This is a genomic window from Chachezhania sediminis (assembly GCF_009765275.1).
Classification (GTDB): domain Bacteria; phylum Pseudomonadota; class Alphaproteobacteria; order Rhodobacterales; family Rhodobacteraceae; genus Chachezhania; species Chachezhania sediminis.
Window position 1 is genome coordinate 404286 of sequence record NZ_VOPH01000003.1, and the last position, 21657, is coordinate 425942.

Below are 21657 nucleotides of genomic sequence, written 5' to 3' on the forward strand. Positions count from 1 at the left end.
GCAGGACGGGCAGGAGGTCCGCCCCAGCGGCGGCTCCAACCCGAAGCCTAGCGCGATTCGGAATGCGCTGCACAGCTACATTATTGCGTCGCTTCAATATGTTGCGCGCAGAGGGCGTGGCCCGATCAGATCGGGCCCATCATGAAGCAGGTGACGTTGCGTGCCTGCAGGCGGCGGCAGGCCAGGTCGGCGCTGTCGCGGGTCAGCCGGGTGAAGGTCGCGTCATAGCCGCGTGGACCCTGCACCACCTGCCGCAGACTGCCGTCGAGCGTCCCCGTTTCGGTCAATGCGGTGCGCAGCAGTACCTTTTCCGCCTGGGCCCGGCTGGTGTAGCGGCCGACATTGATGCCCCAATGGCGGCCGGCATCGGCCTGCATCCGCGTGACGACGTCGGGCGAGGTGTCGGGTGTGGAGGCTGCTGCCGCCGCCGCGGCGACCGTGGTGACCTGGGCCTTTTGCGTGGCGGGACGCATCACGGGGCGCAGGCTGGCCGTCATGCCGGCATCGGCCACGGCACTTGCGGGTCCCGTGCCGGTCCCGGCCGGCGTGGCGATCGGTGTTGTTGCAGCGGCCTGCGCCACCGCCACGGCATCGGCGACCGCACCGCTGTCGACGGCGGGCGGGGCCTTCAGCGCCTCGGCCAGGGCCGCCTTTGGAACGGTCACGACGGGCGGGGGGGCGGCCGGGGCAGGGTCCGCGGCTGCGACCAGCACGGCGCGGGCCTTGGGCCGCAGGCTCTTGCCCACGGCGCCGCTGACCTTGGAGGCGGAGGCGGCAGGCTTGGCTTTGGCGACGGCGGCCAGGGCCACCGGTTCGGGCGGACGCTCGCGCACGTTGGACGGTGCCTTGCGGAAGCCGAGGTCGAGCAGTTCCATCACCTTGGCATTGCGGTTCGCGGTCGAGGTGCCGCCGAACACGGTCGCGATGATCCGTTCGTTGCCCCGCTTGGCCGAACCCACAAGGTTGAAGCCGGCGGCATTGGTATAGCCGGTCTTGATGCCGTCTGCGCCGCGATAGGCCTTCAGGAAGCGACGGTTGGTGTTGTTCACCGTCTTGATCCCGGCATAGGTCGATTCGCGCGAGAAGATGTTGTAATACTGGGGGAAGTCGTAAACCATCCGGCGCCCCAGTATGGTCATGTCCTCGGCCGTGGACAGATGGCCCGACTGGGTCAGCCCGTTGGCGTTCTTGAAGGTGGTGTTCTTCATCCCCAGCGCCTTGGCGGTCCGGTTCATGCGGGCGGCAAAGGCGGCCTCGTTCCCGGCGATGGCCTCGCCGATGGCGGTGGCCGCGTCATTGGCGGACTTCACCGCCGCGGCGCGGATCAGGTAGCGCAGCGCGATCTTCTGTCCCGGCACCATCCCCAGCTTTGACGGCGGTTCCGCCGCGGCATGTTTCGAGATGGTGACCTTGGTATCGAGAGAGATTTCGCCCCGCTGCACCGCGTCGAAGGCGATGTAGAGCGTCATCATCTTGGTCAGCGAGGCGGGATGAAGCCGCGCCTCGGCGTTCTTGGAATAAAGCACCTTGCCGGTGCGTGCGTCCATCACCATCGCTGCATAGGGTGCAGCTTCGGCGCGGCCGGCCCAGAGCAGGGCACACGCAACGGCCAACAGCGCGACATACGCCGTCAGAATCGAGAGAAAAGCACGCGGAGATGGTGACGTCGGATGACGACGCCCTTGCCACTGTCGCACGGTTGAACCTGCCTATGTCTGCCTCGGACCGCCGGTTTGCCGACTGGCCATTGTTGCTTTTAAAGCAGAGCATAACATACGGAAAAGAAAAAGGAAACCCGCGGGTATATCGGTTGCGGGATCAAATTTTCGGCAGCAGATTTCCACATTTTGGGGACAAGGCGCGCCCAACCCCTAGGGGCTGTGGGGGCGGCAGGTTCCTGCCGCCGTCCGTTTGCAAATCAGTAACGCAGGTAGCCGCCGTCGACCTGCAGAAGCTGGCCGGTGTGATAGGCGGATGCGTCGCTCATCAGATAGGTGGCGATACCGCCGAAATCCGCCGGCTCGCCCCAGCGGCGGGTCGGGATCCGGGGGGCGACATTCTGGGCGAACTTTTCGTTCCCGATGGCGTTTTCGGTCATGTCGGTGGCGATCCAGCCCGGCAGAATCGCATTCGCGGTGATGCCGTATCGGGCGAATTCCACCGCCAGGGCGAAGGTCATCGCGTTCAGCGCGCCCTTCGAGGCCGCGTAATGCTCCGAGCGTGCCGCCCCGGAGACGGAGGCCAGGCTGGACACGCAGGCCAGCCGCCCGCCGGGATCGCCGCCTTCGGCGCGGGCCACCATGTGGCGCAGCGCAGCCTGATAGGTGAAATAGACGCCGTCCAGATTCACATCCAGCACCCGGCGCCATTCGGCATAGTCAATGTCCAGGAACGACCGCGCGCCCCGGCCCGAAACACCGGCATTGGCGATACAGCCGTCCAGCCGGCCGAAATGGCCCAGCGTCGCCACCATCTTGTCGTCGACATCGCCCTGGTCGGCCACGTTGCAGGCAAAGCCCGCGACCTTCCCGCCATGGGCCGCCAGCTTTTCCACCGCCGCGTCGGTCTTGGCCTGGTTGGTCCCCCAGATTGCCACGTCGGCGCCGGCCCTGGCAATCGCTTCGGCCATGCCGAAGCCGATGCCGCCGTTGCCCCCGGTGATCAGCACCACCTTTCCGGTCAGATCGAACATGTTCTTGCTCATCAAGCGCCCTCCCTCTCAACAGGCGGGGTTCCTGCGGACCCCGTCCCAGGCAACAGGCCCAAGTGCCGCGCGAAAGTCAATCTTTCCTGACGGGCGTCAGGATATCAGCCGATAGCCGCGACCAGACCGGGCAGGGCGCCCAGGCTGGCAAGCTTGTGGAACCGGACGCGGCCCTGGGGCAGTTCGGCCACCTCGTGTTCCCAGACCAGACCATAGGGCACCAGCACGCCCCAGCCGCCGGCCTCGATAGGCGGGATCACGTCCGACCGGATCGAATTTCCAACCATCATCGAACGGTCCGGCCCGTCGCCATGGCGTTCGAAGATCTTGCGGTAGGTGTCGGGTCCTTTTTCCGACACGATCTCGACCCCGTCGAACAGGTCCCCCAGTCCGGACTGCGCCAGTTTGCGTTCCTGGTCCAGCAACTCTCCCTTGGTGATCAGAATCACCTTGTGGGTTTCGGCCACCGCTTCGACCGCGTGTCGGGCATGGGGCAACAATTCGATGGGATGGGCCAGCATCTCGCGCCCCGCGTCCAGCAGTTCCGAGATGACCGAGGCCGGAACCTGTGCATCCGTCACCTCGATTGCCGTTTCGATCATCGACAGCACGAAGCCCTTAACGCCATAGCCGTAATGCCCAAGATTGCGGCGTTCGGCGGCGCCAAGACGCTCGGACAGGTTGGCCGTGTCGGTATAGTCGGCCAGAAGATCGGTAAATCGCGACTGGGTGATGCGGAAAAAACGCTCGTGATGCCACAGCGTGTCGTCGGCATCGAAGCCCACCGTGGTCAGTCTGGACGACATGTGTTCCCCCGTCTGCGCGCTTTCCCTTTTCCAATTTCTCAAGATCACTATATTACATGTTAAATCCAGCCCCCTGTCGTTAGCCCGAGTGATCCTGCGCAATGCTGCAAGAGCCCAAGATGATGTCGCCGAAGAAGAACGATGAACCCGGCGATCCGTCGATCCTCGTTGAAACGCGTCCGCGCACCCAGCGGCCGCCGCTCTACAAGGTTCTTCTGTTGAACGACGACTATACGCCGATGGAATTCGTGGTTCACGTGCTGGAACGGTTCTTTGGCATGAACCACGCCCAGGCGGTGGAAATCATGCTGACCGTTCACAAGAAGGGGCTGGCCGTCGTCGGCGTCTTCAGCCACGAGATTGCGGAAACCAAGGTGGGACAAGTCATGGATTTCGCGCGCAGGCACCAGCATCCGTTGCAATGTACGATGGAGAAGGAAGAATAGGCCCGGGGAGGCGGAGGTCGTGTCCGTCAGACTGACCCAGGTGCTGTCCTCCGGCCTGTCGCTGCCGGATGGCCCGGTTGCCGTTTTGCGGCCGGTGCCGGACCATGACCTGTCGGCGCTGCCGCAGGCGCAGGTCGCCATCGAACAGCCCTTCAAACCCTGGCACGATCATTTCCGGGCCATCGGCTATGCCGTGACGCCGGAGGATTCGTCGCCCGCGGCCTCGGCCGTCGTCTTCCTGCCACGCGCCCGCGATGCGGCCAGGGCGCTGCTGCGCACGGCCGTGACTCGTGTCGGCACCGGCCCGGTGCTGGTCGACGGCGCCAAGACCGACGGCGTGGAAAGTGCCCTGAAGGAGGTCCGCGCGCGGGTCGAGGTGCAGGGCACCGTATCCAAGGCCCATGGCAAGCTGTTCTGGTTCGACGCGCAGCCGGACCTGTTCGCCGACTGGGCCACCACGCCCCGCACGCCGGCCGAAGGCTTTACCACCATGCCGGGCGTCTTTTCTGCCGACGCAGTCGATGACGGGTCCGCCGCGCTGGCCGACGCCGTGAAGGGGGCGAAGCTGGGCCGCCACGTCGTCGATCTGGGCGCTGGGTGGGGATACCTTTCGGCCCATCTGCTGCAGGACGATCACATCGAAACGCTGGACCTGGTCGAGGCCGATCATGTCGCGCTGGATTGCGCGCGTCGGAACGTCACCGACCCGCGGGCGCGGTTCCACTGGGCCGATGCGACGGTATGGGCGGCCGAAGCCAAGGTGGACAGCGTCGTCATGAATCCTCCCTTCCACACGGCGCGGGCGGGCGACCCGTCCATCGGGCAGGCCTTCGTCGTGGCCGCCAGCCGTATCCTGCGGCCGGGCGGGCAGCTGATCCTGGTGGCCAACCGGCACCTGCCGTACGAGGAAACGCTGGCCACCCGTTTCGGCGATGTCACGGAAATCGGCGGCGACAACCGGTTCAAGATCATTCGTGCGGTACGTCCCGTGCCGGCCACGGGCACTGCGGGGCACAATCGCCACACCCCCCGCACCGGGGCAGAGCGTCGTCGGGGCAAGGGTCGCGCGACCGGCTGATTGGCTTTATTGCTGCAAGGTCAGCCGCTCCGGGTGTATGCCATTCGCAGAGCCGCTCGAAAAAGAGGTACGGGGATGTCCTTTTCAATAGCTGGCAAGACCGCGATCGTGACCGGCGCGGCCAACGGGGTCGGTCTGGCCATCGGCAGGCATTTCGCTGACAAGGGGGCGAACGTGATGTTCGCCGATGTCGACGAGGCCAAGCTTTCGGCCGAGCTGGGCGACAAGGCCGACAGCGAGAATATCCGTTATTTTGCAGGCGACCTGCGGGAACGTCTGACCATTGCCAATCTGCTGTCGGCGACGCTGGATGCCTTCGATCAGGTCGACGTGCTGGTCAACGGGTCCCGCCAGGTGGAAATCTCGGACCCGCTGGACCCCGAGGATGACACGGTGATGCAGCTTCTGGGGCAGAACCTGTTGCCGTCCTTGCGACTCAGCCAGCTGGTCGCGCGGCGCATGATCAAGCAGGCCGAAGGGGCGGGCGCCGGGGTGTCCGGCTCGATCATCAACATCAGCTCCATTGCCGCGCGGCGAACCCATCCGGACCTGCTGGGCTACTCGGTCTCGACCGCGGCGCTGGACCAGATGACCCGGTCGCTGGCTGTCGCCATGGCGCCGTACCGGATCCGCGTCAACGCGCTGGCCATCGGATCGGTCATGAGCGCCTCGCTGAAGTCGACCCTGAAGGAAAACCGCGAATACCGCCAGGACATCGAGGATCACACGCCCCTGTCCCGGATCGCGGCGCCGACGGAACTGGCCGAGGCGGCGCAGTTCCTCGCCTCCGAGGCGTCGGGTTTCATGACCGGCCAGATCCTGACCCTTGACGGCGGCCGCACGCTGGTCGATCCCGTCGCAGCGCCGGCCCACTGACGCACCGGAACCGTTTGTGAATTCATGCACCCCGACGCGCCGGCGTCGGATCGCGCCCGACCCGCCCCCCAGGGCAGGCGCGATTGCGCCCAGCCCCTGTGCCGGGCGCAATCCCTGGAACCTTGGGGGACCGTCCGCAGCAAGCGCACGTTCGGGAGGACGACACATGCACGCCACCATGGACACCGAAAAGGCACGCGCCGCGGACTGGTTCCGCACCCTTCGCGATGAAATCGTCGCGGCCTTCGAAGGGCTGGAAGACAGCCACGCGACCGGCCCCCTGTCCGACGCCGCTCCGGGTCGGTTCGAGGTGACGCAGACCACGCGCGCCAGCGCCGATGGAACCGATGCCGGCGGCGGATTGATGAGCGTCATGCGCGGTGGCCGGGTGTTCGAGAAGGTGGGGGTAAATGTCTCGACCGTCTACGGCACCCTGGGGCCAGAGGCGCAGGCGGCAATGGCCGCGCGCAAGGGCATCCCGGAAATGAAGGACGACCCGCGGTTCTGGGCCTCCGGCATCAGCCTGGTCGCCCATATGCAGAACCCGCATGTCCCGGCCGTCCACATGAACACCCGGATGTTCTGGACGCCCCATGCCTGGTGGTTCGGCGGTGGCGAGGATCTGAACCCCTGCATCGAATATGCCGAGGACACGGCCCATTTCCACGACACGCTGAAGGCCCATCTCGACCCCCACGGGGACGAGCATTATCCGCACCTGAAGGAATGGGCCGACGAGTACTTCTTCATCCCCCACCGCAAGCGGGCGCGGGGCGTGGGCGGAATCTTCATGGATGACCGCGATACCGGCGACTGGGAGGCGGATTTCGCCCTGACCCAGGACATCGGCCGCGCCTTCCTGCCGGCCTATCTGCCGCTGGTCGAAAAGCGTCGGCTTCAGGGTTTCGACGCGGCCGACAAGGACACGCAGCTGGTCCATCGGGGACTCTATGCCGAATACAACCTGGTCTATGACCGCGGGACCAAGTTCGGCCTGGCCACGGGGCACGACGCCAATGCCGTGCTGATGAGCCTGCCGCCGATGGCGAAGTGGATCTGACGGCCGATCAGGGCCGGAAAATGAGGGGGGAGAAGACAATGACCGATCTGTCGGGCCGCGTGGCCATCGTTACGGGATCCAGTTCCGGTCTTGGCCAGTCGATGGCCGTGAAGCTGGCCGAACTGGGGGCCGAGCTGATCGTGAACTATGTCCGCTCTGCCAGTGGGGCAGAGGAGACGGCGGACCGTATCCGCGCCGTGGGCGGGCAGGTGCAGGTGGTGCAGGCCGATGTCTCGCAGGCCGAAGGCTGTGCGGCGCTGGCGCAGGCCGCGGCGGCCCGCGGGCGGCTGGACATCCTGATGAACAATGCAGGCACCACCAAGATGGCGCGGGACCATTCCGATCTGGACGCGCTGACGGGCGACGATTTCCTGAACCTCTATGCCGTGAACGTCGTCGGTCCCTACCTGATGCTGCAGGCGACGAAGCCGTTGCTGGTGGCCACCCATGACCAGACCGGGCGGGCGTCGGCTGTCGTCAACACTTCGTCTATTGCCGGGGTGAAGGGCCTGGGTTCGTCTGTCGCCTATGCGGCGTCCAAGGGCGCGCTGAACACGATGACGCTGTCGCTGGCCCGCGCGCTGGCACCGGCGATCCGGGTCAACGCGGTTTGCCCGGGCTTTATCGGCACCCGCTGGTTCCGCGACGCGATGGACGAGGCGGCTTATGAAGGGCTTGAGGCCTCGATCCGCGCGAAGACGCCGCTGGGCGTGGCGTCTGGCCCCGACGACATCGCCGACGCGGCCCTGTTCCTGGCCACGGATGCCAGCCGCCACGTGACCGGGGAAACCTTGCTGGTCGACGCAGGCATGCACTTGGTCTGATCCGGGATCGAAATAGGCCGGATCGGGGGCTGAACCGGCCTGGCCCGTATTTCCAGCGGGTGAGTGTGATCCAGTTCACATATCCGTCCCGCGATCCGCCCTAACCTTGACCAAGCGTGTCGAGGACGACCGGACACGGACGGGTAATCGCTGCACGAACGCCCGGTTCTGGCGGTATTGCCGCAAGGCCGTGCGCCGTGCCGGTGGCGCCGGTCCATGGTCCGGTCACCGGGCAGGGCGCAGCACAGAGCCTGGTGGTGATAGCGGTGGCGTCGGGGATCTCCGTCGCCTTGTCGCCCATGCACAAGGCGCTCTGGGATCGTATCGAACGACGCCGTACGGGCCGTGCGGCCAGCGCCCGCCCGGCCTCGGCGCGCATGTTCCAGGCACTCGGCCGGGAACTGTCCTCGGTGGTGCGTGCCGGATGACCTGGCGTTGTCCCAGGCGTCAGCGCTGAACATGGCGCTGACGGCGATCGACATCTTGGCGACCTTCACCTGATTCCGGGTCTGTCACCGGATCCGGCGCCCGGAGGGTTCGCCCTGAATGGCCTGTCGAAGGCGGCAGGGCCGACATTGCAGGGGGAAGGGAAGCGGTCGACCGGCGGGACGGGTGCCAAGTGGCCGCCATTCTTTCGGATCGGTGGGGGCGGGTCGACCGTGACCCGGCCTGTGACCGGGCGGGACGTCAAACTGGCGGTTGCCCGATTCAGGCAGACCGCCAGCCTGCCAGCGCCAGGGCCGACCAATAGCTGGGTTCGGTGTTCATCCGGCCCTCCAGCCCCTTGGCGACCATCAGCCGGTGCAGGCGCGGCAATTGCCAGCAGGGGACGTGCATGACCATGTGATGTTCCAGGTGATAGTTCACCCAGTAGGGCGCGATCAGCGCGCGCATCAGGGGCCCGGCATGGGTGGTGCGCACATTGGCGAAAGGGTCGTCCGACTGTTCGGTCGCGCCATGTTCGGCGATGTTGCGGATCCGCTGGACCAGCTGGAACCAGGTCAGGAAGGGCAGCAGCCAGAAGGCCAGCCCGTACCACCATTGCCCCAGCAGCCCCATGACCAAGATCACGCCCAGGAAGACGGCCATGCTTCGCCGGAACTCCCGCGCCTGGAAGGACTTGCCGAAATCCATCGCCGCGGCGCCGGCCGCATCCGCGTCGCCTGCCAGCCGGACCGAGGCCTCGATCTGCGCCTTCAGCTTCTTCACCCCGGTCTGCCCGGTCAGGTCCCGCACGAACTTGCGCTGCAGGGACTGCCGCGTCGTCGGGAACTTGCTGGACAGGACAAGGTCCGGGTCCTTTTCCGACTGGGTGAAGCGGTGATGTGTCAGATGGTAATGGCGATAGGCCTTCAGCTCCGCCAGCACCGGCCGGCCGCAGATCCAGTCGCCCACGAATTCGTTCGGGCCACGGCTTCGGAACAGTGCGTTATGGGCTGCGTCGTGCATCAGGATCGCCAGCCCCAGCTGCCGCGAACCGATCAGCATGACCGCCACCACGAAGGTCAGCGGATTGGGCCACAGCCCATAAAGCGCCACCGACCCGGCAATGACGGCCCAGCAATGCAGCACCAGAAGCGCTCCCATCGCATCGGACCGTTCGGCAATCGGACGGATCTCGTCGCTTGTCAGATAGGCCTTTCCCGGGGTCATGGCCGCTCCTCCCTCGAACGATGACCTGCTGAGCGGTCAGGATCGGCGCGCCCCGTCCACCGGTCAACGACGTCGCAGCGTCACGGGGCCGGGCTTGACAAGCGGGGGGACAGGCCCGAGGCAGGGGGCCGATCACCAGAGGGGGCCAGACATGACCGAACAGAAGACCATCCTGCGCGCCCTGAACGGCGAAACGCTGCCCGTGCCGCCGATCTGGATGATGCGGCAGGCGGGCCGTTACCTGCCCGAATACCGCGCCACGCGGGAAAAGGCGGGGGACTTCCTGTCGCTCTGCTACAATCCCGAACTGGCGGCCGAGGTCACGCTGCAGCCGATCCGCCGCTATGGCTTCGACGCGGCGATCCTGTTTGCCGACATCCTGCTGGTGCCGCAGGCGCTGGGTCTGGACCTGTGGTTCGTGACGGGCGAAGGCCCGCGCCTGTCGACCGCCACCACAGCGGCCGAGGTTGCCGCCCTGAAATCCGTGGAGGACATCCACGAAACGCTGTCCCCCGTCTATGAAACCGTCCGCATCCTGTCGGGTGCGCTGCCGTCTGAAACGACGCTGATCGGCTTTGCCGGTGCGCCCTGGACCGTTGCCACCTACATGATCGCCGGACGCGGTACGCCCGACCAGGCGCCGGCCCACGCGCTGATGCAGGAAGACCGCGCGACGTTCGAGGCGTTGCTGGACCGCGTGACCGAGGCGACCATCGTCTATCTTTCCGCCCAGATCGATGCAGGCGCCGAGGTGGTAAAGATCTTCGACAGCTGGGCCGGGTCCCTGACTGGGGCCGATTTCGACAAGTACGCCGTGGAACCCGCCCGCAGGATCACCGCGGCGCTGAAAGCGCGCTATCCGCATATCCCGGTCATCGGCTTCCCGCGCGGGGCGGGGGAGGCCTATGTGGGATTCGCGAAGACCACCGGCGTCGACTGCGTGGCGCTGGACCAGGGCGTGGATCCCGACTGGGCGGCGGCCCATGTGCAGGTCGACGGCTGCGTGCAGGGCAACCTTGCGCCCGAACACATGGTGACCGGCGGGCAGGCCCTGGTGGACGCCACGCACGCCGTGGTGAAGGCCTTTTCCAAGGGTCCGCACATCTTCAACCTGGGCCACGGGATCACGCCGGACGCCGATCCGGACAATGTCCAGCTGATGATCGACACGGTTCGGGCAGGGAAGTGAAATTTCCTGCTTGACCCCTCCCGTGCGCTGGCCTAAATCGCGCGGGCCTTTGGCGGAGTAGCTCAGTTGGTTAGAGCAGCGGAATCATAATCCGCGTGTCGGGGGTTCAAGTCCCTCCTCCGCTACCATTCCCCCCAGATGACCGACCTGAACCTGGATGCCGCCGGGCAATCCACTGCTTTGCGACTGCAGGAGGGATCACGGGACGATGCTGTTCCGGGGTCTTTGCCCCATTTCAGTGGATCCTGCCGCGATGGTCGCGGAAGGGCAGGGGCGTCAAATTGCATTGATCTTGTCGAGCATCCCCGCCGGCCAGTCCTTCGAGAGGTCTGACCCCAGGGACATCTGCCGTGCATGGCCGCGGAACGCGCCGACATCGGGGGAGAAAGATCTTCAGTTCCTCGCTCTCGAAGAAGGCGTCCAGTCCGGGCACCTGCGCCTGGCACTGTGCCATGCGCCGGGCGACGGCCCTGTCGGCGGCGTCCCGAAAGGGCCGTGGTGTCGGCCAGCGTCCCCGCAATCTGTCAGCGGTTGAACATGATACCGGAATCGACATGTGATTTTGGCAACACAAACCCGGTCCGGTGCTGTCGGGCGTTTATAATTCGATAGTAGTCGAAATATGGATTGACGCGGCTCGTGGATCGGCAGAAGCCATGGGTCATGGATACTGACCTTGCCGCGCAGCAGCTGGAGGCGCTGGGCCATCCGGTCCGGCTACAGATCTACCGCATCCTTGTGCGGGCCGGTCCTTCCGGTCTGCCGGTGGGCCAGTTGCAGGATCGGCTGGCAATGCCGGCCTCGAGCCTGTCGCATCACGTCAAGCGGCTGGTCCGGTGCGGGCTGATCAGGCAGGAGCGGGACGGGACCACCCTGAACTGCCATGCGGAATACGATGCAATGAACGCTCTGCTGGGGTTCCTGGCGGACGAATGCTGTGCCGACGCGCCGCCATCGGAAACGCCGTCGGAAGTAGGGAATGGCGCGACATGATTTCGGCGAAGACCAAGGTGATATCCGCGTTGGGCGCGGTCCAGATCCTGACTTGGGGCAGCACCTTCTACCTGATGGCGCCCTTGTCCGGCCCGATCTCGGCCGCGACGGGGTGGTCGATGGGGTTCCTGTCGGCAGGGGTGTCGCTGGCGCTTCTCGTCTCGGGGATCGCCGCGCCTTATATCGGCCGCTGGATCGGCCGGACCGGCGGGCGGCAGACCCTGGCTGCGGGCGTGGTGCTGGTGGCCCTGGGCCTGGCGATGCTGGGCCTGTCGCAGGGGCCTGTCACGTACCTTGCGGCCTGGGCGATCATGGGGCTGGGCATGTCCTGCTGCCTTTACGACGCGGCCTTTTCCACGCTGGGCACCCTGTATGGACGCGAAGCGCGGGCCGCGATCACCCAGCTGACGCTGTGGGGCGGGTTTGCCAGCACGGTCTGCTGGCCCCTGACCGCTTGGGCGATGGAAAGCCTGGGCTGGCGCGCGACCTGCCTGATGTATGCGGGCATCCACCTGGGCCTGACGCTGCCCCTGTGCCTGGTCTTCCTGCCGCGGAGCCGTGCCAGGGCGCCGGTGCCGTCGCGGGGTACGGCACGGGTGACCGCGCAGGTCACGGCGGCTCCGGTCGGCACGCTGGACCTGCGATTCCTGTGCATCGTGGCGGCGGGCATCACGCTTTCGATGCTGTCGACGATCTGGTCGGTTCACATGGTCACCATCCTGACCGCGGGTGGACTGTCGCTGGCCGCTGCCATCGGGCTGGGCGCGCTGATCGGCCCGTCCCAGGTCGGCGCCCGCGTGCTGGAGATGCTGGGCCGCGGCCGCCATCACCCGATCTGGACGCTGGGCATATCGACCGCGCTGGTGCTGGTGGGCTTCGGCGGGTTGCAGTTCGGGCTGCCGGCGGCGCTGGCGCTGATCGCCTATGGCGGGGGCAATGGACTATGGTCCATTGCACGCGGCGCGCTGCCGCTGGCGCTGTTCGGTGAGGACGGATATGCCGCGACCATGGGCCGGCTGGCACGGCCGATGCTGTTCGCGGGCGCCGCGGCACCGTCGGTCGGCGGCCTGATGATCGAACGGCTGGGCCCCGACCGGACCATGACCGCGCTGGCGGTGCTGGCGCTGATCCCGGTTGTGGCGGCTGTGGTGCTGACGGTGCGCGTGGCCCGCGACCGGCGGGGTCTTCCGGCCTGAGATCCGATCAGGCCCTTGACCTTTCGTACAAAAGGCGTACATGAGCCCCAGTCGCTGCGCTGCCGCGTGAGCAGCCCGTGTCCCGTGTCGGGGCCCTCAGCGCACACCAATCCCGGTTCCCCATCACGCAGGGTTCTTGACGCGACGGCCGGATGGCTGGGGATCCGCCCCTGTCCTTCGAGGTCTCGCCAACCCTCCCGGCTGCGGTGGCGCAGCCCCGACCCGCCCGTGCGACGGCCGCTGGCCCGTGTGGGTACGAAGGATAAGATTTGTTCGATTTTGACATGCTGGGCATCGCGCCCAGCCTTCACGAAGCCCTGCAGAAAAGCGGCTTCAAGGAACCCACCCCGATCCAGGCCAAGGCGATCCCGCTGGCGCTGGAAGGGCACGACATCCTGGGCCTGGCCCAGACCGGCACCGGCAAGACGCTGGCCTTTGGCCTGCCGCTGGTCGACGGGCTGCTGAACCAGCCCGGCAAGCCCGAACCGAAGACCGTCAAGGCCCTGATCCTGGCGCCGACGCGCGAACTGGTGAACCAGATCGCCGAAAGCCTGCGGCCGTTGACCCTGGGCACCAAGCTGAGGATCACGACCGTGGTGGGCGGCCAGTCCATCGGCCGTCAGATCGCGACGCTGGCCCGCGGCGTCGATATCCTGGTGGCGACCCCAGGCCGCCTGATCGACCTGATGGACCGACGTTCGGTGGATCTCAGCCAGACGCGTCAGCTGGTGCTGGACGAGGCTGACCAGATGCTGGACCTGGGCTTCATCCACGCGCTGCGCAAGATTGCGCCGCAACTGGGCACGCCGCGCCAGACCATGCTGTTCTCGGCCACAATGCCGAAACAGATGGAGGAACTCAGCCGCGCCTATCTGACCGATCCTCGCAAGGTTCAGGTCGCGCCTCCGGGCAAGGCTGCCGACAAGGTCACGCAATGCGTCCATTTCCTGGACAAGGGCGACAAGCCCCGCAAGCTGCGCGAGATCCTGTCGAACGATCTGGATGCTCTGACCATCGTCTTCGCCCGCACCAAGCATGGCGCGGAAAAGCTGATGAAGGGGCTGGTGGCCGACGGTTACAAGGCCGCATCGATCCACGGCAACAAGAGCCAGGGCCAGCGCGACCGCGCCATCAAGGCCTTCCGCGACGGCGAAGTCAGGACGCTGGTGGCCACCGACGTGGCCGCCCGCGGGATCGACATTCCGGGCGTGAGCTATGTGATCAACTATGACCTGCCGGAAGTGGCCGACAACTATGTCCACCGCATCGGCCGGACGGCCCGCGCGGGGCGCGAAGGCGAAGCCATCGCCTTCTGTGCCGAGGACGAGGTCGATCTGCTGACCCAGATCGAGAAGGTCATGAAGATCGAGGTCCCCGTGGCCAGCGGCACCCGTCCGCAGGGCACCGGCGGCGGCCGGTCGATGGGCCAGCGCCGCGCCAATGGCGGCGGTCAGCGCCGGGGCGGTCATGGCGGCAAGAGCTTTGGCGGCGGCCAAAAAGGCCATGGCGCGCAGGGCCACGGCCAGCCCTCGGGCCAGGCCAAACGTCCGCGCCGTCGCCGTGTCGCGGCCTGACGCGACTGCCTGTTTCGAAAAGCAAGCGGCAGCCCCCGGACCGGGGGCTGCCGTTTTTCATTGGGCCATCCGAAGACGCTCCTCAGAAGACGAAGAAGCCGTCCGCCGTCAGGATGTCGCTCGATCCGGCCACCCGGGCGCAGAGCACCGCATCGTCTCCGCCGGACCCGTCGGTGTCATAGAAGACCTCGCCCGTGTCCTGGTCGTAGAGGATGCGGCTGTCCTCACCGATCGTCCCGGTCGTGATGTTTGTGAAGGCCTTGCCGATCCCGTCGTTCGTCTGTTCCAGGTCGAAGAAGCGGTCCGACAGCGCGACCCGGTCGTTCGACCTGAAGACCAGCGCGTCGACATTGGTCTCGGCGTCCGGCTGCATTTCGAAGGCATAGGTGTCCTGCCCCTTGCCGCCGACAAGCCTGTCATTGCCGCGGTTGCCGAACGGCGTATCGCGCCCGGCGCCGCCCTTCGGCACGTTGTCCTGGGCGTTGCCGAACAGGGAGTTCTGGCCGGCATTGCCGACCCTTTCGATGGCCCGGTCCTTGAGGTTCAGCATGTCCAGGTTGCCCCGAGGGTGACGTCGACACTGCTTTCCAACTGGTCGATGGCCTGTCCGCCCGCGGTCCTTTCGATCACCACGTCGCCCAAATCGTCGACGATGAAGAGGTTGGACCCTTCGCCGCCGATCATGCGGTCAGCACCCTTGCCGCCGTCCAGCGTGATCTGAAGCTCGCGCTGGTTGGGAAAGTCGGGATCGAAATCCAGCGGGGCCGAAACCAGCCGGTCGTCGAAATCCGTTCCCATGATCCTGGTCTTGGCGGTCGTCATCTCTCCGCTGCCGCCCCCTGCAGTGGTCCAGGTCAGGCCGCCCTTCGCCATTTCCACGCGGCCTTCGGCGGTCGAACAGTCGACGATCATCCGGTCCAGCGGATTCGGGTGATAGTACATGTAATGGCGCACGATCAGGGTGCCGGCTGAATCGCTCAGGATCAGGTGGTCGTCCTGCCCGACCGAGGAGACCCGCGTGTTGTCGCCGGTAATCGTCACCTCGTCCGGCACGCCGCGGATGCCGTAGGCCACAGAATGAAGCTTCACCCGGTTGTGGTCGCCTTCGATCCGGGCCACGTCGGACTCGCAGTCCATCTCGATGCACTTGTGGTTGCCCTTGATGATCACCGTGTCGTTGCCGGATCCGTCCAGAACGGAGTTCCTGTTGTCCCAGACGTCGATCCTGTCATCGCAGGCCTCGCCGTGGATCGTGTTGTCGTTGCCCCTGACCTTGAAGACTTCGTCGCCGAAGCTGCCCTGAAGCCGGTTGCCGTCGCCCCGGACCACAGCCCGGTCGTTGCCCGCGTTCAGGTCGTAGAAGACGTCGTTGCCCCCGATTTTCAGGATGTCGTCGCCTTCGCTGGTGCGGATCTCCCCGATCTGGGTCAGGATGTCGAGGGCGGAGTCGCCGCGGTGGACGATCACCCGGCCGGCGTCGCTACTGCGGATCGTGCAGGCCTGAAGGTCGTCGATATAGGGCACCACGTCCCGGCCCTGGCCGCCCACCATCACGTCGTCGCCGCGTCCGCCGCTCAGCATGTCGCCTCCGCGTCCGCCAACAGGCTGTCGTTGCACAGCCCGCCGAGGAGACATGTCCGGAGGGGCGGGCCGTGGCCCCAGAGGCGCACTCCGTCCGCGCATTGCCGCATCACGGGGGCGGCAGGCGATGCGGGCCCGCATCCTATCTGCGCTCTGGTCCCATTGCCGGCGCCTCTGGTCCCCCCGATTGGCGCGGTCTGGTGCTGTCGCGTGGCCGCGTTCGGGCGTTCTGTCAGGCCAAACGCCGCATACGCACAGGAACTCCGCCATGTACGACAACGACCTGAGAGATATCGTCGACGCCGACCGCGCTCATGTCTGGCACCACCTCTTCCAGCACAAGGCGCTGGAGACGAAGGATCCCCGGATCATTGTCGAAGGCCGCGGTATGAAGGTCTGGGACCAGCATGGGGGCGAGTTCCTGGATGCCGTCTCGGGCGGGGTCTGGACGGTGAACGTGGGCTATGGCCGGGAAAGTATCGGCGACGCGATCCGCGACCAGGTCGTGAAGATGAACTATTTTGCAGGCAGCGCCGGGTCGGTCCCGGGCGCACGTTTTGCCGAGATGCTGATCGAGAAGATGCCCGGGATGAGCCGGGTCTACTATACGAACTCCGGCTCGGAAGCGAACGAGAAGGCGTTCAAGATGGTCCGCCAGATCGCGGCCAAGCGATACGGCGGCAAGAAGCACAAGATCCTGTTCCGCGAACGCGACTATCACGGCACCACCATCGGGGCGCTCTCGGCCTGCGGCCAGGAACAGCGCGCGGCGCAATACGGCCCGTTCGCCCCGGGTTTCGTGTCGGTGCCGCATTGTTTGGAATACCGTGCCCAGTGGGACGTGGAGGATTACGGCCGCCGGGCGGCGGACGCTATTGAAGAGGTCATCCTGCGCGAAGGCCCCGATACCGTCGGCGCCATCTGCCTGGAACCCGTGACCGCCGGTGGCGGCGTGATCGTGCCGCCGAAAGGGTATTGGGATCGGGTGCAGGAGATCTGCAAGCAATACGACGTGCTGCTCCACATCGACGAGGTCGTGTGCGGTGTCGGCCGGACCGGCGAATGGTTCGGCTATCAGAACTATGGCGTGAAGCCCGACATGGTGACCATGGCCAAGGGCGTGGCCTCCGGCTATGCGGCCATCGCCTGCCTTGTCACCACGGAAGCGGTGTTCGACCAGTTCAAGTCCGATGCGGGCGATCCGCTGGACCACTTCCGCGATATCTCGACCTTCGGCGGCTGCACCGCCGGTCCGGCGGCGGCGATCGAGAACATGCGGATCATCGAGGACGAGGGCCTGCTGGCCAATACCAAGGCGATGGGCGCGCGGCTGATGGCGGGCCTGGAAGCGCTGAAGGACAAGCACGCCTGTGTCGGCGATGTGCGGGGGCTGGGACTTTTCGCCGGTGCCGAGCTGGTGGCCGACCGCGAAACGAAGGAACCCCTGGCCGAAGGTATCGTGGCGCAGGTCGTCGCCGCCTGCGACCGCCGCGGCGTGCTGATCGGGATGACCAACCGGTCGATCCCGGGATTCAACAACACGCTGTGCCTGTCGCCCGCCCTGATCGTGACGGCGGCCGAGATCGACCGCATCGTCGCCACCATCGACGAGGCCCTGACCGAGGTCATGGCGACCGCATAACCCAAATGGGGAATGCCCGGGCTGCCCGCCTATTATTTGGGCGGCCCGAATGGCAAGACGTTGCGAAACATGCTGCAGGGCGCATTGGGCGGTCTGCCGCATGTTGTGATTCCGGGTGTGCAGGCCGAAGAGTCGGGCATGCTCGACAATACGTTGTTCCATCCCCGGTCACCGGGGACTCCGCTGCAGGCCTGGATACGGCAGTCGCTGGTCAACGCCATCGTCGATGGCAAGCTGCACCACGGCCAGCGGATGCCGGCGACGCGCCACCTGGCAAAAAGCCTGGGCGTGGGGCGGAACACGGTGACGGCAGCCTACGAGGAACTGGTCTCGCAGGGCTTCCTGGAATCGCGGGAACGGATGGGGTTCTTCGTCGGCGCGGTGGACCAGGCCCGGGGGGTCGAGGCAGAACCGAACGCGGCCAGCGGGCAGGGGATCGCCTGGCGCAAGCACCTGAAATTCATGCCCTCGGAAATGCGGCACATCGAAAAGCCCTGGGACTGGCAGCAGTACCGGTATCCCTTCGTCTATGGCCAGGTGGACCGCAACCTGTTCCCGATCGACCAGTGGCGCGCCTGTTCGCGGGATGCGCTGGGCCGGTCGGCCATCGACTGGTGGGCGTCGGACCGGGCGCTGGACGACGATCCGCTGCTGGTCGAACAGCTGTGCCGTCACGTCCTGCCACAGCGCGGCATCTATGCCCGCCGGGACGAAGTGATGGTGACGCTGGGCTCGCAGCACGGGATCTACCTGCTGGCGCGGCTGCTGTTGCACCCAGGCGACGGCGTCGCGGTCGAGGATCCGGGATATCCGGACGCCCAGAACATTTTTGCCGCCCATCGCGCGGACGTGCGGCACATGCCGGTCGACGATGACGGCATGATCCTGAACGAGCAGACAGAGGCGATGCTGAAAGGGGCAGGGCTGGTTTTTGTCACGCCCGCCCATCACTGCCCGACCATGGTCACCCTGTCCGACGACCGCCGGGCGCGGCTGCTGGACCTGGCGGACCGCGACGATTTCCTGATCCTGGAAGACGATTATGAAGGCGAGATCCGCAACGACAAGACGCCGCCCGCGCTGAAGTCCATCGATCAGGCGGGGCGCGTTGTCTACATCGGCACGATGTCCAAGGTGCTCGCCCCCGGTGTCCGCATCGGATACGTGGTGGCGCCCGCGCCGCTGGTGGCCGAACTGCGCGCCCTGCGGCGGCTGATGCACCGCTCCGCGCCCCTGAACAACCAGCGCACCGCGGCGATCCTTCTGGCCAACGGTCATTACGAAGGCATGGTCCGCGGCCTGCGCGAGGCGCTGTCGCAACGCTGGCAGGAAGCGGTGGCCGCCGCCCGGCGCGATCTGCCGGACTTCCGGCTCAGCCCGTCCATCGGCGGGTCCAGCCTGTGGCTGGAATGCCCGGCGGACATTCATGCCGACGACCTGATCGAGGCCGCAGGCAAGCGCGGCGTGCTGGTGGAAAGGGGCGATCCCTTCGTCGCCCCGGATCTTGCGGGCCGATTCTTCCGGCTGGGCCTGTCGGCCATCGACGTGCATCTGATCGCGCCCGGCATCGCCGAAATCGCCGCCGCGGCGCGCGACGTGCGCCGCCACTGAGCTGTCATCGCCGGGGTTGGGCCTGTCTGGTCCCCTCTGGAACCCTTCATTCCCGGCGGCTGGTCCTATGGCTATCGCCACGACGGGGCAAAGTGCTGACCATGGAAAACCTGCATCCCACCCCGATGCGTCCCGAGGACGCGACCACTGCCGAGGACTGGCTTGCCGTCCTGGCCGACCGCAACTTCATCGGCGGTGAACTGGTTGCCGCCGGTGCTTCGCTGAACGTGACGGAGCCGGCGCAGATGACGCTGCTGGCCACCGCTGCCGCTTCGGGCGAGGCCGAGGTCGACGCCGCCGTCGCCGCGGCCAAGGCCGCCGGCCCCGCCTGGGCCGAAACCAACGCCCGCAAGCGGGGCAAGATGGTCGCCGCAGCCGGCCGCGCGATCACCGCCGAGGCCGAGACCATCGCCCGTCTTCTGGCGCGCGAGACCGGCAAGGCGCTGGCCACCGAATGCCGGGGTGAACTGGCCGTGTCGGCCGACCTTCTGGAATTCTACGGCGGACTGGGGTCCGAGCTGAAGGGCGAGACGATCCCCTTCGACCCGTCCGTCTTCGCCACCACCACCCGCGAGCCGCTGGGCGTCGTCGGTGCCATCGTGGCGTGGAACGTGCCGCTGGTCCTGACCATGCTGAAGATCGCACCGGCCCTGGTCGCGGGCAATACTGTGGTCATCAAGGCCTCGGAAGAGGCACCATTTGCCACACTGGCCTGTGCGGTGATCATGGCGCGCCACCTGCCCGCGGGCACCGTCAACGTCGTCGTGGGCGACGGTCCTGTCTGCGGATCGGCCCTGACTGCGCACAGGGACGTGGCCAAGATTACCTTCACCGGGTCCGAAAACGCTGGCCGCATCGTCTATCAGGCGGGTGCCAAGCGGATCGTGCCGGTGTCGCTGGAACTGGGCGGCAAGTCCCCCATGATCGTCTGCGCGGATGCCAACCTCGACAAGGTCGTGACCGGGGCTATCAACGGCATGCGCTTCACCCGCCAGGGTCAAAGCTGCACCGCCGCCTCGCGGATCTATGTGCATGAAGACCTGTACGACGCGTTCCTGGAGCAGCTGACCGCCAAGCTGGACGCCATGGTGATCGGCGACCCGCTGGACGAGAAGACCCAGATCGGGACCATCATCAACGCCCGCCAGAAGGCCACGATCGACCGCTATGTCGGCATCGCCGAGGACACGCCCGGCGCACGTGTCGTCCGCTGCGGTGCGATGCCCGAGGCGGGTGCGGTCAAAACCGACCTCTTCATGCAGCCGACGCTGCTTCTGGACCTGCCGGAAGACAGCCCCGCCGCGCGGGAAGAGATCTTTGGCCCGGTCTGCATGATCCAGAAATGGTCAGACTACGAAGCGGTGATCGCCGCCGCGAACAACTCCGACTATGGCCTGGCGGCGACGGTCTGGACCGACAGCCTGGCCACTGCGCTGGATGCCACGAAACGGCTGAACGCGGGCTATGTGCAGGTGAACCAGAACCTGACCATCCAGCCCAACCTGTCCTATGGCGGCTTCGGCAATTCGGGCCTGGGGAAAGAGGCGTCGCTGGAAGCGATGCTGGAACATTTCACCCGCAAGAAGACCATCGTGCTGGCGATGTAAGGGGGCCGATGGCGGAGCGGATCGCAGATGGAAAACCTGTTCATCTGGCCCGACACCGGGCTTGTCTGCCTGGCGACGCTGGCAGCGGCCGTGGTGCGGGGACTGACAGGTTTCGGCTTTGCCCTGGCGGCGGTGCCTGCGATCTCGTTCTTCCTGCCGCCGGCCGAGGCGGTGACCATCGCGGTGCTGCTGCAATGCGCCGTGGGCTGCCGCGACACCTTCACCATGCGAGGGACCTGGGACACCCCGGTCCTGAAAAGGCTGATCGCGGGCGCCGTGATCGGCACGCCCTTCGGGGTCACGCTGCTGCTGTGGCTGGACCCTACGATGTTGCGGATCGCCATCGCCCTTCTGATCCTGATCGGGCTGGCGGTGCTGCTGCGGAAACCCAAGGGGCCGCGCAAACCGCCGTCGCTGGGGCTGGCCACGTTGACGGGGGCGGTTGCGGGCCTGTGCGGGGGCTTTGCCGCCATGCCGGGGCCGCCGGCGGTAGCCTATTTCCTGACCACCGACCTGCCGGCGGCACGGGCGCGGGCGTCGATGATCATCTTCTTCTTCGCCACCTCGCTGATGACCATTCCCGGCCTGATCTGGGGCGGGTTGATCACCGTTCACACGCTGGCCATGACCGCCGTGGCGCTGCCGCTGATGCTGTTCGGCACCTGGTTCGGGGGGCGGCTTTTCGAACGCACCAGCGAAACCGGCTTTCGCCGGCTGGCCATGCTGGTCCTGCTGGCCACGGCCCTTGCCTCGGGCGCGCGGGGGCTGGCGGCCTTTACCGGATGACCAGACCTACGAACAACAACAACCAAAACAC

General features: G+C 66.4%; 19 protein-coding genes and 1 tRNA gene. 14 read left to right on the forward strand and 6 right to left on the reverse strand.

Features of this window, described 5'->3' with window-relative positions; all coding sequences use genetic code 11:
* Positions 1-125: 125 nt before the first annotated feature.
* The 3 genes from FQK05_RS11340 to FQK05_RS11350 all read right to left on the reverse strand — a co-directional run bounded on the left by FQK05_RS11340 (position 126) and on the right by FQK05_RS11350 (position 3510).
* Positions 126-1553, reverse strand: a complete 1428-nt coding sequence (locus FQK05_RS11340) for a D-alanyl-D-alanine carboxypeptidase family protein (protein ID WP_158967622.1) — start codon at positions 1551-1553, stop codon at positions 126-128.
* Positions 1554-1918: 365 nt separating this feature from the next.
* On the reverse strand, positions 1919-2704 hold the full coding sequence (locus FQK05_RS11345; RefSeq protein ID WP_199252636.1) for an SDR family NAD(P)-dependent oxidoreductase: 786 nt from the start codon (positions 2702-2704) through the stop codon (positions 1919-1921).
* 104 nt (positions 2705-2808) lie between these two features.
* A complete protein-coding gene (locus FQK05_RS11350; RefSeq protein WP_158966784.1) occupies positions 2809-3510 on the reverse strand; it encodes an HAD family hydrolase in 702 nt (233 codons plus the stop codon).
* A 101-nt stretch (positions 3511-3611) separates the two neighbouring features.
* Between FQK05_RS11350 and clpS the strand changes: the two genes are divergently transcribed.
* The 5 genes from clpS (at position 3612) to FQK05_RS11375 (ending at position 7794) form a co-directional block, all read left to right on the forward strand.
* Positions 3612-3956, forward strand: coding sequence for an ATP-dependent Clp protease adapter ClpS (gene clpS, locus FQK05_RS11355; RefSeq protein ID WP_158966786.1), 345 nt, complete (start codon positions 3612-3614; stop codon positions 3954-3956).
* 19 nt (positions 3957-3975) lie between these two features.
* Positions 3976-5034 carry a class I SAM-dependent methyltransferase gene (locus FQK05_RS11360; RefSeq protein WP_158966788.1) on the forward strand — a complete coding sequence of 353 codons (1059 nt, stop codon included), beginning with the start codon at positions 3976-3978 and terminating at the stop codon, positions 5032-5034.
* 75 nt (positions 5035-5109) lie between these two features.
* Positions 5110-5910 carry an SDR family NAD(P)-dependent oxidoreductase gene (locus FQK05_RS11365; protein ID WP_158966790.1) on the forward strand — a complete coding sequence of 267 codons (801 nt, stop codon included), beginning with the start codon at positions 5110-5112 and terminating at the stop codon, positions 5908-5910.
* Positions 5911-6076: 166 nt separating this feature from the next.
* A complete protein-coding gene (hemF, locus tag FQK05_RS11370; RefSeq protein ID WP_158966792.1) occupies positions 6077-6970 on the forward strand; it encodes an oxygen-dependent coproporphyrinogen oxidase in 894 nt (297 codons plus the stop codon).
* A 38-nt stretch (positions 6971-7008) separates the two neighbouring features.
* Positions 7009-7794: an SDR family NAD(P)-dependent oxidoreductase gene (locus FQK05_RS11375; protein WP_158966794.1), complete on the forward strand. Its 786-nt coding sequence runs from the start codon at positions 7009-7011 to the stop codon at positions 7792-7794.
* A gap of 708 nt (positions 7795-8502) precedes the next feature.
* Here the strand turns inward: FQK05_RS11375 and FQK05_RS11380 are convergent.
* On the reverse strand, positions 8503-9447 hold the full coding sequence (locus FQK05_RS11380) for a fatty acid desaturase family protein (RefSeq protein ID WP_158966796.1): 945 nt from the start codon (positions 9445-9447) through the stop codon (positions 8503-8505).
* 151 nt (positions 9448-9598) lie between these two features.
* Between FQK05_RS11380 and hemE the strand changes: the two genes are divergently transcribed.
* From hemE to FQK05_RS11405, 5 genes are all read left to right on the forward strand, one after another.
* Positions 9599-10636, forward strand: coding sequence for a uroporphyrinogen decarboxylase (hemE, locus tag FQK05_RS11385; protein ID WP_158966798.1), 1038 nt, complete (start codon positions 9599-9601; stop codon positions 10634-10636).
* A gap of 51 nt (positions 10637-10687) precedes the next feature.
* Positions 10688-10764, forward strand: a tRNA-Met gene (locus FQK05_RS11390).
* A 535-nt stretch (positions 10765-11299) separates the two neighbouring features.
* Positions 11300-11629: an ArsR/SmtB family transcription factor gene (locus FQK05_RS11395; RefSeq protein ID WP_158966800.1), complete on the forward strand. Its 330-nt coding sequence runs from the start codon at positions 11300-11302 to the stop codon at positions 11627-11629.
* Complete coding sequence (locus tag FQK05_RS11400) at positions 11626-12825, forward strand: MFS transporter (protein WP_158966802.1); 1200 nt, start codon at positions 11626-11628, stop codon at positions 12823-12825. Before FQK05_RS11395 ends, FQK05_RS11400 begins: the two co-directional genes overlap by 4 nt.
* Before the next feature lie 269 nt (positions 12826-13094).
* Positions 13095-14399, forward strand: coding sequence for a DEAD/DEAH box helicase (locus FQK05_RS11405; protein WP_158966804.1), 1305 nt, complete (start codon positions 13095-13097; stop codon positions 14397-14399).
* Positions 14400-14481: 82 nt separating this feature from the next.
* Here the strand turns inward: FQK05_RS11405 and FQK05_RS11410 are convergent, their stop codons facing one another.
* Both FQK05_RS11410 and FQK05_RS11415 read right to left on the reverse strand, forming a co-directional pair.
* The gene (locus FQK05_RS11410) at positions 14482-14949 is read right to left on the reverse strand and encodes a calcium-binding protein (RefSeq protein ID WP_158966806.1); all 468 of its coding nucleotides are present in this window, start codon (positions 14947-14949) and stop codon (positions 14482-14484) included.
* Positions 14943-16250, reverse strand: a complete 1308-nt coding sequence (locus FQK05_RS11415; protein ID WP_325063868.1) for a hypothetical protein — start codon at positions 16248-16250, stop codon at positions 14943-14945. Before FQK05_RS11415 ends, FQK05_RS11410 begins: the two co-directional genes overlap by 7 nt.
* Here FQK05_RS11415 and FQK05_RS11420 point away from each other — a divergent pair.
* The 4 genes from FQK05_RS11420 (at position 16249) to FQK05_RS11435 (ending at position 21626) form a co-directional block, all read left to right on the forward strand.
* Positions 16249-17622 (forward strand): aminotransferase family protein, encoded by a 1374-nt coding sequence (locus FQK05_RS11420; protein ID WP_158966810.1) that lies wholly within the window; start codon positions 16249-16251, stop codon positions 17620-17622. The two genes, FQK05_RS11415 and FQK05_RS11420, sit on opposite strands and share 2 nt — an antisense overlap.
* Positions 17623-17760: 138 nt before the next feature.
* Positions 17761-19233, forward strand: a complete 1473-nt coding sequence (gene pdxR / locus FQK05_RS11425; protein ID WP_158966812.1) for a MocR-like pyridoxine biosynthesis transcription factor PdxR — start codon at positions 17761-17763, stop codon at positions 19231-19233.
* A gap of 101 nt (positions 19234-19334) precedes the next feature.
* Entirely contained in the window at positions 19335-20840 is a 1506-nt protein-coding gene (locus tag FQK05_RS11430; RefSeq protein ID WP_233270501.1) for an aldehyde dehydrogenase family protein, read from the forward strand.
* A 27-nt stretch (positions 20841-20867) separates the two neighbouring features.
* The gene (locus tag FQK05_RS11435; protein ID WP_158966814.1) at positions 20868-21626 is read left to right on the forward strand and encodes a sulfite exporter TauE/SafE family protein; all 759 of its coding nucleotides are present in this window, start codon (positions 20868-20870) and stop codon (positions 21624-21626) included.
* Positions 21627-21657: the final 31 nt, after the last annotated feature.